This window comes from Acinetobacter sp. WC-743 (assembly GCF_000335555.1).
Lineage (GTDB): Bacteria > Pseudomonadota > Gammaproteobacteria > Pseudomonadales > Moraxellaceae > Acinetobacter > Acinetobacter bereziniae.
Window position 1 is genome coordinate 75,157 of record NZ_AMFQ01000078.1, and the last position, 13,353, is coordinate 88,509.

The 13,353-nt window shown below is 33.0% G+C and carries 12 protein-coding genes and 2 tRNA genes; 6 read left to right on the forward strand and 8 right to left on the reverse strand.

All coding sequences use genetic code 11. The annotated features are described in order from the left end of the window. Nucleotides 1-21 precede the first annotated feature (21 nt). Complete coding sequence (locus ACINWC743_RS11145) at nucleotides 22-837, forward strand: SAM-dependent methyltransferase (RefSeq protein WP_009585478.1); 816 nt, start codon at nucleotides 22-24, stop codon at nucleotides 835-837. 112 nt (nucleotides 838-949) lie between these two features. Here the strand turns inward: ACINWC743_RS11145 and ACINWC743_RS11150 are convergent. Together ACINWC743_RS11150 and ACINWC743_RS11155 are read right to left on the reverse strand one after the other, a co-directional pair. Beyond that, nucleotides 950-1,025, reverse strand: a tRNA-Thr gene (locus tag ACINWC743_RS11150). A 666-nt stretch (nucleotides 1,026-1,691) separates the two neighbouring features. Next, nucleotides 1,692-1,919 (reverse strand): hypothetical protein, encoded by a 228-nt coding sequence (locus ACINWC743_RS11155; protein WP_004826172.1) that lies wholly within the window; start codon nucleotides 1,917-1,919, stop codon nucleotides 1,692-1,694. Between the two features lie 255 nt (nucleotides 1,920-2,174). On the opposite strand from ACINWC743_RS11155, the gene ACINWC743_RS11160 reads away from it, so the two are divergent. Further along, nucleotides 2,175-2,522, forward strand: coding sequence for a hypothetical protein (locus ACINWC743_RS11160; RefSeq protein ID WP_009585477.1), 348 nt, complete (start codon nucleotides 2,175-2,177; stop codon nucleotides 2,520-2,522). A gap of 161 nt (nucleotides 2,523-2,683) precedes the next feature. Here the strand turns inward: ACINWC743_RS11160 and ACINWC743_RS11165 are convergent, their stop codons facing one another. Genes ACINWC743_RS11165 through ACINWC743_RS24480 form a run of 4 tightly spaced genes read right to left on the reverse strand, consistent with a single transcriptional unit; the run spans nucleotide 2,684 to nucleotide 3,928 of the window. Continuing rightward, nucleotides 2,684-3,268, reverse strand: coding sequence for a hypothetical protein (locus ACINWC743_RS11165; protein ID WP_009585499.1), 585 nt, complete (start codon nucleotides 3,266-3,268; stop codon nucleotides 2,684-2,686). Nucleotides 3,269-3,316: 48 nt separating this feature from the next. Continuing rightward, nucleotides 3,317-3,541, reverse strand: a complete 225-nt coding sequence (locus ACINWC743_RS11170; RefSeq protein ID WP_005035236.1) for a hypothetical protein — start codon at nucleotides 3,539-3,541, stop codon at nucleotides 3,317-3,319. Then, nucleotides 3,542-3,670, reverse strand: coding sequence for a hypothetical protein (locus ACINWC743_RS25090; RefSeq protein ID WP_009585514.1), 129 nt, complete (start codon nucleotides 3,668-3,670; stop codon nucleotides 3,542-3,544). It abuts the gene before it with no gap. A gap of 3 nt (nucleotides 3,671-3,673) precedes the next feature. After that, nucleotides 3,674-3,928, reverse strand: coding sequence for a hypothetical protein (locus ACINWC743_RS24480; protein ID WP_080972003.1), 255 nt, complete (start codon nucleotides 3,926-3,928; stop codon nucleotides 3,674-3,676). Nucleotides 3,929-4,513: 585 nt separating this feature from the next. Between ACINWC743_RS24480 and ACINWC743_RS11175 the strand changes: the two genes are divergently transcribed. Both ACINWC743_RS11175 and ACINWC743_RS11180 read left to right on the forward strand, forming a co-directional pair. Continuing rightward, nucleotides 4,514-5,101, forward strand: coding sequence for a class I SAM-dependent methyltransferase (locus ACINWC743_RS11175; RefSeq protein WP_035301017.1), 588 nt, complete (start codon nucleotides 4,514-4,516; stop codon nucleotides 5,099-5,101). A 7-nt stretch (nucleotides 5,102-5,108) separates the two neighbouring features. Continuing rightward, the gene (locus tag ACINWC743_RS11180) at nucleotides 5,109-6,134 is read left to right on the forward strand and encodes an HNH endonuclease (RefSeq protein WP_009585497.1); all 1,026 of its coding nucleotides are present in this window, start codon (nucleotides 5,109-5,111) and stop codon (nucleotides 6,132-6,134) included. Here ACINWC743_RS11180 and ACINWC743_RS11185 read toward each other — a convergent pair. Next, nucleotides 6,127-8,037 (reverse strand): hypothetical protein, encoded by a 1,911-nt coding sequence (locus ACINWC743_RS11185; RefSeq protein ID WP_035301002.1) that lies wholly within the window; start codon nucleotides 8,035-8,037, stop codon nucleotides 6,127-6,129. The two genes, ACINWC743_RS11180 and ACINWC743_RS11185, sit on opposite strands and share 8 nt — an antisense overlap. Before the next feature lie 253 nt (nucleotides 8,038-8,290). Between ACINWC743_RS11185 and ACINWC743_RS11190 the strand changes: the two genes are divergently transcribed. Further along, nucleotides 8,291-9,244, forward strand: coding sequence for a hypothetical protein (locus ACINWC743_RS11190; protein WP_009585505.1), 954 nt, complete (start codon nucleotides 8,291-8,293; stop codon nucleotides 9,242-9,244). A 288-nt stretch (nucleotides 9,245-9,532) separates the two neighbouring features. Next, nucleotides 9,533-12,820, forward strand: a complete 3,288-nt coding sequence (locus ACINWC743_RS11195; protein WP_009585493.1) for a P-loop NTPase fold protein — start codon at nucleotides 9,533-9,535, stop codon at nucleotides 12,818-12,820. Nucleotides 12,821-13,222: 402 nt separating this feature from the next. On the opposite strand, the gene ACINWC743_RS11200 is transcribed toward ACINWC743_RS11195, so the two are convergent. Then, nucleotides 13,223-13,313: transfer RNA gene (locus ACINWC743_RS11200), tRNA-Ser, on the reverse strand. Nucleotides 13,314-13,353 lie beyond the last annotated feature (40 nt).

The window sequence follows — 13,353 nt, forward strand, 5'->3', positions numbered from 1 at the left end:
TTTCAGATTGAGCATTTAAACATGAAATGGATTCAAGCAATTCAGCAACAACTTCCCAAACATAAATATGCAATCAATGCAAAGATGTTGGGCGATACCGCTGAATGTGCTTGGACCAATCTCGGCTTATGGACAGTAACAACGTCTTCCTACCCCCAAGCCTGCCAACAGCTTGCACAAGGACTTGCAGACGCCGTGCAACTTCAATTGCATGATCGTGTGCTAGATTTGGGTTGTGGGCAAGGTGCGAGTTTAAAATATTGGTTAACGCATTATCAGATTCAGCATCTTGAAGCAGTAGAGCTACAACCACACTGCGTCAAACAAATTCAAAAGCAACTTCCCCATGTTAAAGCAGTTCATTGCCAATCATTTTTGAATTTAAATAAAAACCTTTTCTCTCAAGCTTTTGATGTGGTGATGTGTATTGATGCAGCCTACCATAGTGATTTAAATTCATTTCTGACTTCAGTTGCACCACTTTTAAATTCAAAAGGACGTCTAGCTTTTCATTATTTGATGCTGTCAGATGTCCATTTAAATTCAAAACAAAAACTCAAATATCAATACTTACTCAAAGCAGCAGATGTTCGATTCAAAACTTTAAAGACAGAACAGCAAATTCATCAAGGACTAGCACAACATCATTTTAACCAGATTGAGATTCAAGATATTTCTACAGCGGTATTTGCTGGGTTTAGTCAATATATTGCTGCTAGAAAAGACATGGGGCGAGGGCTGGATCAATTCAAAATACAGATGACAGCCAAGCTCTGCGAAACACTATTTAACGAGGGCATCGTGCGTTATATACAGATCAGTGCGATAAAAGCATAAAGATAAGATTTTTCAATTGAAGAAATCGGAAAAAGAAAACCGAATATGACGATGCAAAAAGCATCATTCAGAAACAACAAAGCCTCACTAAAAAAGCGAGGCTAAGTAAAAATGGTGCCGGCACACGGATTCGAACTGTGGACCTACTGATTACAAGTCAGTTGCTCTACCAACTGAGCTATGCCGGCAACGTGGCGAGAATTCTACAGAAAAATGATAAGAATGCAAGCCAAAAAATAAGCACTTGAGTGAGTTAAAGTTTTTTTATTTAAAATCAAAGATTTTTAAAATGTTTGGGAAAGCTGTAATATTGAAAGAGAGGTTAAAAAATTAAACAAGTAAATGATGGTTTGTACAATATAGATTGGTTTTTTAAGCGATCTGTCATCTAATTTTAGAATTGTGCTGATTTTAGATACTTAGCCAAAAATTGTCATTGAAAAAACCACACTATTGGCAAGCAATAAAATTGCAAATAAAACGATCTGGAAGTTTTTCATAGTATTTATTTTTTAGTGTGAAATAATATGCATTATTTTTATCAAAGTTGAATTGATAAGTAAATAGAGAAGCATTTATTATTTCAAAAAAACATATTATTTTTTAAGTGTTTTTAAATCCAAACCATATTTTTCTGATCTTGAATGATTTGATTTTCCTTAGAATTGTTGGTTGTGTATCAAATATCTTCTAGGATGGTCTCGTGGGATCAATCACTTAGCAAAAATGAGTTAAAGTGGATGGATGCGATAGAGATGAAATGGTTGTGTACTGGCAAAAAGGCTTACTGAAATGTAAGCCTTATGGTTTTTAGTGAATTTGAATAAATCTTTATCCGATTTAAAAATATAGACTTATTTTCTCCTCAAAATATGATCTAAATCTTGTGCGCATTCTTCTAGAGTGATTGCCATATCAAATTGCATTTGGGGTTTCAATTCGTTTGCGAGTTTTCTCCATTGCTCAATCAACTGGATAGCTTTCTGAATTTTATGTTTATTTACATCCTTGGCAATAGTTGGGGTGTATCCACCACGTTTAGCATTTTTGACTTGTCTTACATAATTGGCGCTGTTATTCATTGTTGCTCCCGAATAGCAGTTTTATGTCATAAACTTGTTTGAATCGCTAATAGGTACTGCATCATCATTATCTAAAGAGAATATTACATCTATATGATTTTTATTTTGTATTTCACCTCCTTTGCATATATCGAGAAGTTCTTTTCACTTGATACTAATTCAAGAAAGTATGAATTGAAATAGGGAATTGTCTGATTCATTCAGTGGATATGTATCTATTTGCTTCAAAAAACAGTTTAAATATCGTATAACTCAATGAAGTCAAAAACAGAACAATTGAGAATGAAAAGATTCAGTATTTTATTATTTTTGGTTTCGGTTGCACATGCTGAAGTTCCGAACGAATGTCAGTTGGTTGAAGAAACCTCCGTAATGTTAATGCAGTTACGTCAAAGTGGTTTGTCGCTGGATGATGTGGACTTTAATCCTGAAGCCTTGTCTGCAAAAGAACAGGTATTGTTAAAAGGTATGATTGACGATGCAAAGGATGTTCCGATTTATCAAATTCCTTTAACCCGGCAAAAAGCCATTGATGATTTTAAACTCAAGTGGCAAGAAGTATGTCAGTCAGCAGATGTAGTGATGCCGACTGAAACGAGATAAGCTCTTATTTTTCGATCAAGCTAACAAGTCTGTTGAAGTGAGTCGATTTCTGATCATCCTATTCGATCAGATTGAAATAAAACCGATGTGTCTAAAACAGATCGGTCTCATTAAAAATTACAGGTTACTTATGCTTGATGTTTTAAGCAGATCAATCACAGTTAAGTGAACCGATAAACCTGACCTTCTATTTTAAGGTCTACAGATTTGATTTGTTTCATCGGGCAGTGATCTAAAATAATACTTAAGCCTTCATCAGTTAAGTTTTCACCATCCGCTCCCCACGTAACCACTTGACATGATTTGTTATCTTGAGTCGAAATTTTTAATTCGTCGATCCATAGATCTTTGAATTGATTGGCTTTCATAAATTCAATACTGATCATCTGATCAACATTGGGTCTAGGGTCAGCGCTATACATAAACCAAATCAGTGGATATGCAGTGTTAGAACAATCAACACTGTATTCATTTGCTCCACAATGCTGCATTTTAATCACTGAGTTTGATGACTTTTTAACGCTTTGTATTGGTTGAGCTGATGAAGTAAGGCTAGCGGAAGGTTGTGCAGATACCTTATCTATTGCGACTTCTGACGCTGACTTTTGTGTTGGTTCAGATTGGATGGTTGTCTCATGATCATTTTCTTGTGGGGTTGACTTGGATTGATTGAATAAAATATAAATAATCGCGATCAGTGCGACGATCATGATTAGATTGATGATGATTTGTGGCTGAAGTTTCATGTCATTCTCCTTTTTAGTTTTTTATCAATAGCTGATCAACGCTAAAGTTTATTTAGGCTTGAGCAGTAATCCGCCCACAATCAAAAGAATCAGTACACCACCAATAAATTTACCCACAGAAGGAAACATCACCGCAGGCCAAATCACGCCTTGCCCTAAATGGTAAGCAAATGATTTGTAGCTTTGTGATCCCCAATAGTTTTGGTAGAGGGCAAATAGTAAGCCAATGATGAAGTAGCCACGGATGAGCCAAGATGTAATGGATGTATTCATTTATTTTCCCCCAAGTGCAAATTTAAGAAGTAGGTAAAACAGTCCAAACATGATCATCAAGCCGATAAAGGGAAGCCCTAGAAAACAGATGATCACGATCACACAAACGATTGCTGCTATCGTTCTCATGACTTACTCCCTCAAGCATTGCAGACCGCTTTGCATCAAGTCGTATTGAAATGATTCGCTCTGGGTCAGTGTGTAGAGGTTGTTCTTTAAACTGTCTTCTCCGTATTTGCTTTCGAGTTTTTTATAGGCGCATTTGCATGTGCTGCGGTCCATACCTGTAGACTGACAGCCACTGATAAACTCGCGTTCTGATTTACTGGCGCAACCGAGTGTCAGGAGTGAACAGGTGATGATTAAAATTGAAGTGTGAATGTTCATCATTCTCTCTCTTTTATTGTTGTGGTTATTTTTTAAATTTAGATTCAGCGAGTTGATCAAATTCAAGGCGTAGCTTGCCTGTCCAAAGAGCTGTTATGCCTTTAGATCAATCTAAGCTGAAATAAAATCTATAAATTTTGCCAAAGGCAGGGGATATGCCTAAAACGTTTTTGAGAAAGGAATAAAAATAAGAAATGCTTAGTCATGGCGACTACTCCTAGATGTAAATAGAAGTTCTACCGAATCACTGTCAATTGATTATGGTGGCAGAACGAAAAGGGGTTGACAGACTGGACATCTAGAACCAGCACGCGCGGACGCGTCCCCCTCCCGTTCTACCGCAAAGAGGGACGAGAAGGTTTTACGCATGAAGATACTCAGAAACAATGAATCCTGATGCGCTAGATGAATCGGTCTGTCAAAACCGACTGACAATGTAGGTCAGCAGTAGAATGATAAGTTTTGGGGTGGGTTTAGTCAATTGGGGTTTTTGGGCAGTATGTGGGACAAGGTTGAAAAGTGTCATGCCTTTCAAGATAATATTGAGTTATATTTGCTAAAATTAAAAAACTTGAAAATATAATGATGACATCAAACTTGAATTATTACGATATTAATGCACCAGAATTTTTTGAATCTACTTTTCAAATAGATATGGAGAGTTTATATCAACCCTTTTTAAGGTATTTAGCAAAAGATGCTTCAATACTGGATTTAGGCTGTGGTTCAGGTAGAGATACCTTAGCTTTTAAGAATAAGGGATATCAGGTTTCTGCAACTGATTATTCAAAAGAACTAGTTGAAAAAGCAAGATGCTTGACTGGAATTGATGTACGTTTTGAAAGCTTTTATGAGTTGTCTGAACTGAATCTGTATGATGGTATCTGGGCATGTGCTTCGCTCTTACATTGTGAAAGAAAACGTTTGGTTGAGGTACTGGAAAAAATATTAAAAGCATTAAAAGGTAACGGTATCTGTTATATGTCATTCAAATATGGTGATGGAGATCGTTACAAGAATGGAAGAAAATTTACAGATATGGATGAATTACAGGTACAGAATCTATTAAAAAATTTTGATAATATTCTACTGTTACAACAATGGATTACCATTGATAAACGTCCCGATCGTAATGAAGATTGGCTTAATATCGTATTTCAAAAACAAAATTGAATAAATAATGTCATTATCTATACCTACACCACAACAGCAGCTCAAGTTTCTGAAACAAATCCAGCAAATTTTACATTCAGGGAGTTTTTCTTCCACTTATAAATTTGCTTTGTTGATAAGCCTTTCCCGTTTAGCGATTGAACAGGGGAGTGATACTGGTGAAAGCTTAACTTTAGACTATCTGGATATTGCTGAAAAATTTATAGATTTATATTGGAAACAGACACTGCCTTTTCATTTTAATGAAAATGAACCATTCCAATTACAACAGAATAATGGCAAGCAAGCAGGAATTATCAGCTTAATTCACACCGCCCAGCAAAATTATAAATCCCTTGCCTTAGCCAGACGAGACCATGTGTATTGGTTGCAATTGAAAAAGAAAGTGGCTGATACCATAAAGAAGATGCCTGTAACTTATCTGCAAAATTTGAAAGGTCAAAATATTGAGTTTTTATATCATTTAAAAGATTCTCGGAAACAACTTATCCTTTTACCAAACGTCATGTATTGCTTACGTCAATTCAGTGAAATTATTGAAGAGTTATGCCAGAAAAAGTGGGTTGATTTTGTAAGATTGAATAAAAGTAATTTATTGGTTTTAGATGGCTTACCTGACTTGGCAACATTCATGTTTGAGCCAAGCCGAAATCAACTTCATCAAGTAGGAGAATTCTTGGTTGATCTACAGGAATGTCAGTGTTTTTACTGCCAAAAGCCGATTAAGCAAAATAAATGGGCTGTGGATCATTTCATACCTTGGGCGATGTACCCAGCGGATACAGGTCATAATTTTGTGCTTGCAGATGAAAAATGCAATTCAGCTAAAAGTGATTTCTTGGCATCAGAAGAGTTTTTGTTGCAGTGGCAAGAGCGAAACCAAAACTTTGATAATTTAATTACCAATGAATTATCAAAGCTAGGTTTTTTGACAAATATTGAAAGATCTCATAGTGTCGCAAGCTGGGCATATCGACAGGCAAAGGATAATGGATATTTATTGTGGACAAATAATCCCTATGCATTTACATAAATTTAGAGTATCTATCTATAAGTAGTTGATGGTCATGGAATTCTATAAAAGGTTTAAAAGCTAAATAAATTTCCTCTTGTAGATTGATATCTATCCATGATTCATCACCATAGATACATTCACACATGGCTCTGAAAATAAGTTCAATTTCATGATTATTCATTAAAAAAATCTCTTCTTCTACTCTACCTCTGAGTGCATTAAGAAGTTCCTCAAAATTTGCAAATTCTTCATTATAGAAATCGAGCTTTGAAGAAATATAAGAAAAATAGCCTTTTGCATTTTCAACTAAAGGAATGAGACAAAGATAGAGCTGTGAAATTTCATTAGTTGTGAAATAGGCCCGATTGCTGTGATGGGAGATGTAAAAAGCTTGAAGTAACTCAATGGTTTTCAATATACCTAAAGTCCGATAGTAGTGATCCTTTAGCAAAGCAAACTCACGAATGTCTCTGATATAACCAAAGTCTTCTAGATCCTTTAAACCGTTAATTTTTTTTAAAGAATTAAAATAAGTAAAAATACTTTTCTTTTTATCCCAGCTAATAACTTCAGGAATAAATTTCTCTGTTATCCATTCAAATGAAGTTTGACAAGACCACCATTGTTTTTCTGATATAGGGATTTTGCTAAGTGGCGGTTCCCATAACAAGGTGAGCTCATCTTGGTCGTTGATACCTTCAATATTTTCTGCCCAAAACATACCGTGATAAACATCTTCTACAGGTTTATATTTTTCACCAGTATATAGTTGTATGAAATTTCTAGATGCTGAAAATATATGCCAATCAGTGTTTCCGTTATCTACATCATGAACGTTCGTAAACTTAATCAACAGGTCCCAAACTTGCTTGGGCAATGTACATAAAGCAACATATGTTCGACTATTCCATGAAATAAAAGGAAAATTATAAGCTTTCCATATGTCTTCAATTTTTTGTATTGCTCGGAGGTAAGCGATAGTAAGACTGTCTGCGACTTCGGTAATTTGTTGAACAACTTCGGCTGGTAGATTAAAACGACAGTTTTGTAAGTCAATAACTTCAGATATATTTGATGGACTATCAATATAAAATGGTCTATAGCGAGAGAGAATGGGTTGTCCTGAGTTCCCTAAGAAATTTTCTAACATCCATTTGTTTTCTAGAACAACACTTACGCCATGAGCATCATGAGTTTTGACCGTAATAGTGGCAGAGCCAACATGGTTTTGTGTAGGTAATAGAGCCGAAATTTCTATCCATTTCCTTTTAATTTCCCAGTTGCCATCTTTATAAAAGGTTTCATCAAAATCTGAATAATTTAATGAAGAGAAATTCAGAAATTCTTTAGCAGCTTCTCTATTGTTTTCAATAGGATCAATTAACGCTTTATGTAAAGTTTCAATAAAGTGTGTTCTAAGCATCCACTCATTATAAAACTGGCTTTCTGGAGCCATTGGAAAGTACTTACTAACAATGTCTGGATAGGGTTGTGACTTTGCGGTTAAGGTTACTGCTGTCCATAACTCGGATTCAATTCCTAAAGCATGAAGTTCTTGATGTATCTCATCCCATTTTTTTCGTATATTTCTTGGTAATTGGTCTTGAGCAAGGATAATTACATATTTTTTTATCTTTGAAATTAAATCATTTTGTTTGAACTTTTTTACAGTGTTTTCTAACTCTTGAATCGATAAGCTTCTCCAGCACTTACATTCATAAGCAGTAAGTTTTTGAGGGAATTTGGCAAGATTGGCACATATATCAAGCCCACCCTGATAGTGCCCATTCCCTTGTATTCGATGAACATTTGTTAAATCTTTATCTTTATAAAGTAACCATTCACAATATTGTTCAAATTGCTCACTTGTAAGTTGAGTAAAAGGTAAAGTAGTAGAACCAAGTTTTATATGCATTTTCATAAATAAAATATTTAAGGTAAATTATATACTAGTGTTTTGTAAGTAAGCTTTATCAAAAAATTATATTAGTACATCATACAAATCTAATAGAAAATATATCATCTTTAAGTTAAAAAACATACTTCCTCTATTTATTAATTTTCTTTTGGAAAAATTAAAATAAAATGGTGAGATGAATTGCTTTTATTTTAGGCGATGGTATATTAAGTTAAGCTATTAACAAAGTTATAACACTTAGTAAAAAGGTAAAATAATGCAAGCTTATTTTTATTTCAATTATGTAATAAATACCAATAATTCAGAAAAGTATCTGTTTGATTTAAAACCATTTTTTCAGGCTTTTACGAATTGGGAAACTAGTATTAATATTGCTAAAAGACTAGCGAAAGGTGATCAAAAGTTGTTTCTAGTTCCTGTAGCAGGCACAAAGAATTTCTATTTATTCATCAGTACTAAAACAAATGAAGCATTTCAAAAAGTTATTGCAAATGATGAAACAATCAATACATCGGATCTTTTAACAGAGCTTAAAAAAGATGAGCAAAATGCAAATGTTGGTTTTGCAGCATATGTTTTATTTGATGAGGAAAGGAATCTATTTGTTTATGCTAGTCGACAAGGTGCGCCTAGTTTATCTGTATTCAAGAACTATGTGAATGCTATTTTACCTCAAATTGGTGTTGGTGGATTTGAATTTAAAATGGATGAGTTAACCCACAATATGGAAAAAATGGCTGCTGCTGAATTACCATATATGGGTAGTACTAGTATTAGAGTTGATAGCCTAAATCCGTTATATAATCTTATTGCAGATCATTTATTCCCTGACGCTGATGATAGAAAAGATGTTGAGGAAATTGAAATCACACTAAAGCCATCCCCTAGACAAAATATTCGAACTTCTGTTCGCAGTTCAATTTTAAAATTGAAAGATCAAGGATTATTAAGTATACGAATAAATGGTAAGAAAGATGGTGAAATGGATAATAAACAGAAAGAGTTTCGTGTTACAGAACTTGGCCCAATAACTGAAGTATTAAATAGTTTTGATACAACATATATCTACAGTGAAATGCAGAAATTTCTTGATGAAAATAAGTTAGTTGGTAAAAAGTATAAACAACATGTATCTCATCATGAGTTTGGAGATGATGATTTAATAGATTTAACTCGATTCTATGATGTTGAAGAATGGCGTTCTCGTTAAGATAAATATCCCTTTTATCCTTAAACAATGTTTTAGAATTCAAAAGGCTTAAACAATTGTAGTTTAAGCCTTTTGAATTATTAGGATATCATGGGAATACTCTGGTGGTGAGGGAGCTTATCAGGCCTAATGTATAAATTTATTAATTATTTAAACATAAAAATTAGGGTTGTAAATGTTACAGCCAATGGAACTAAATAAAATGTAGAAGATTAGTGGTTTTTGTTAAACGCTATTAATAATGGCAATTTATCACTTAATAAATTTAATAAGGTTGTTGGAGGAAAAATGAGTTTTGATTTTAAAATATTGACTGATGAAGTTGTTGATAGTGATCTTTTTGCTGATAAAACTCATGAAAAATCTGCTGATACTTTGTTTAAGGTAATTGGTGCATCAGATAAAAGTATAACTATTGGGTTGGAAGGGGCTTGGGGGGCAGGTAAGTCAACAGTAATAAACATGCTCAATCAAAAGCTCAGACAAGATGCGCAACAAAAAACATTATTTTTTCTATTTGACGCTTGGGCGCATAAAGATGATCCATTAAGAAAAATATTCTTAGAGTCTTTGATTGAGAAAATTAATAGTGAGAACTCGGATAGTAAGAACCTAGAAAAAACTCATAAGGAAATTGTTGGTAAAGTTAAAACAATAGATATAACCGCTCATAAAACAGTATCTCCATTGGGCAAGTATCTAGCGTTTAGCGCAATGGTAGTTCCTTTAGGGACTGTGTTAATACGAACTGTAAAAGCTGATAATTTGGGTGCATTATCAATTCATAGCTCAATTAATTGGACATACAGTTTTGGTTTTTTACTAGTGATTGCTCCCATACTAGTAATGGTTTATTGGTTTTTTAGAGGGGAGGATCAAGTTCCTGAACAAAAAAGATCTATAGCAGGGAATAAGAAGAACTGGGATTTTTTTACTAAAGAGTCTACTGAAACTATAAAGCAAGATGTGACTGAGCAAGGAGAAAAGACTTCTATCGAATTTCAGAAGTATTTTGGTGAAATTATAACAATCGCATTTGAAAAGTATAACTACCAGCAAGTTATTATAGTCGTTGATAATTTAGATAGGGTTGATTCAGATCAGGCAAAAAGTGTGTGGTCAACATTACAAACATTCTTTCAAAGTAGATCATTGAGTGGTGATACAGCTCAAAGTAACAAAATTATATTTATTGTTCCTTATGATAAGGAGGGATTTTCCGCTATTTGGACAAAAAGCGATGAATCAAAGGATGAAGTTGCTAGTTCGTTTTTAGATAAATGTTTTCAGGTTCGTGTTGAAGTCCCTCAACCAATTAGTTCGGGTTGGCTAAATTACTGTGAACAATGTATCAATCAGGCTTTAATCGGTTGGGATAGTGATAGAAAAAAGCAAATTAAAGAAGAATATTCTAAAATATTAACCTCAAATAAAATAATACCTACACCTCGCCAAATTCGCTCATGGGTGAATCAAGTTGGAATGAATGGCTATAAATGGAAAGATACTTTTTCAGCAGAAGCATTGGCTGTATATTCTTATGAGAGGTTGTACTTAACAGAAAAACAGCTATTAAAGGATTTATTAAATTCAGAATCCGTATTTTATAAAATGAGCAATGGTTTAGAGCTAGTTTATGAAATGTCAGGGTTGTTGTTCGGTGTAAATAAAGTGCGGGGAACAGAGATATTACTTCATGCTATGATTGAAAAATGCTTTGAAGATGTTAATGGAAAAGATGGGGAATTAAAAGCATTAGTTGAACAACATCAAACTATTTTTTGGATGAATTGGAATAATATTAAAAACAGTATTTTTCTTAAATATAGTTCATTTGAATTAGGTGAAATAAATGATTTAACTGATTATGTTTCCGCTGAGTTAGGCGAATATGATGTTAAAAATGATTTAAATCAGATATTAAATGTATGGAAAAAATCTACAGTAAAGGATTGGAAGTTAGATAGCGATTGGGGCTATACAAATACAATTCGATCTTTAATAGATTGCTTAGGAAAGCAAGAACAAGATATTATCTGGTTAAGTGATTTTGTGAAGAAAATTTGTTCCTATACTATTAATAATATTGATAAATTAAATTCTACCATAGTTAAGGATTTGAAGGGACTTGTAGATTTAGTGAGTATGTATAATAAACCTATTGAAAGGTTAGCTTATTCGAAACTAAATAAAGAAAACTGGTCTAAATGGGTTAAAGTTACTAGTGAATCTGCTGTAGTTTTTAATGAAATTTACCCAAATGCAATAGAGTTTGATAATTGGAGAAATGCCATTTTTGATAACCCTACTCAGTTATCAGATGAAGATTTTAGTCTATTAATATCATCTTTGAAAATTGTTAAAGAAAAAGCTAAGTGGATAGGTTTTACGGAAAAACTGTCAAAGTTATTAGGAACATTGAATTATCAACAAAGAAGTTTAAATACCGATAAAGTATATGAATTAGCCTTTTTAATTTTGCGTAAATTTGACGATAAGAAACTTAAAGATGCACTTAAAACTCCTATTTTTTTACAGACAGTACAACAAGCAGATCTGAGTTTAATTCCTTCCATAAAATTTCTTTTAGCTTTGGTTTATAAGACAGAAATAATTACAACTAAAGATGCTATTAGAGCCGAAATTAAAGACTATTGGTCATCAGGAGACGAGAAAAAGATGACTGAAACAATAGATTTTTTGGAGAAGGCTTCAAATTTAGAATTAATTACTTATTTAGCTAGAGATAGTCATAATAAATTAGCACAGTATATTTTGAATAAAAAAACTTCAGATATTTCCTTTACGTCCAATAGTAGTGATTACAGATTTATTGATGAGGTCTGTCAAAATATCAATGAGGAAGAATTTAAAATTAGATATATTCAAAATCTATGTGAAAATGCATTAATTGATAATGAGTTATCTGAATTTCAAGAAAATCCAATTATTTATGCTGAATGTTTTCATTTATTAATGCAGTTCGGCACAGATGCTGTAAGAGAAAAAATATTGCGTGTAATCAAGAATATCTCTATTGAATTATGGATAGAAGATTTAAAAGCTAATAAAAAATTAATTGATTTATTCGAGTATGATTTAAGTTTAGATCATAAATTTTCAGAAGCTTTTGCTGATTGGTTAGACTTTAGCATGCTTAATAAAGATGAATATCAAGATAAAATCTGGAGATTTTTTAATATAATTGAAGTAAAAATTCTTGATAAGCAACTTGTTTATTCAAATTTGAAAAAGAAATTTTTTGAAAATAATCCTATTTATTGGTCGGATATGAGCATTCAATATGTATCTGAGTTTTGGGTAGATATAACGGATATTGATTTTCAGTACATTATTGATAAGTTAAACTTATGGATTGACGCTAAATCATGGAGTCAAATAGAATGGGTTGTAGAACTACTTGAGGATCAAGTTTTAAGAAGTGAAATATTAGAGTCTAGAGTAAGGGCTAATTTAGAAAATGAGCAACATTCAGAAGAAATAAAACAAATTCTTGAGAATCTGCTCCTGAAAATCATTGTTGATACAGCGATAGAGCCACCTATTGAAAATTAATAGAAATTAATTTTATTGGTTAATAAAAGATACTTAACTTCATATTAAGCCTTGATTCTTTGTAATCTATTAAGATTAGTTAAAATTAAATTTTTTATGGATATGCTTCACGTAATATTTTTTAAATTTTAAGATATTGCTTATTCTAGCTAATTGTAAAAAATAAAATTATGTGATAAATCATATCTTTATGAATAAATTAAATTCTTTATAATACTTTGATCTTTCTTAACCTAGCATTTTGCAAGTATTGTAATTTAATTTTAGAAATTTGGGGGGGATTACCGGGGTAAATACACTCTCAAATACATCAAGATTCTGAGCATTAGAAAGACAACAAAAAAGCCTAAACCACGACAGTTTAGGCTTTTCAGCTTCCAGTGGATGAGGTTGGAATAAATTTGGCGGTGAAAGAGGGATTCGAACCCTCGATACGCTATAAACGTATACACACTTTCCAGGCGTGCTCCTTCAGCCACTCGGACACTTCACCAAGGCGAGGGATGATAACCAAAAAAAAGAATTCTGCCAAG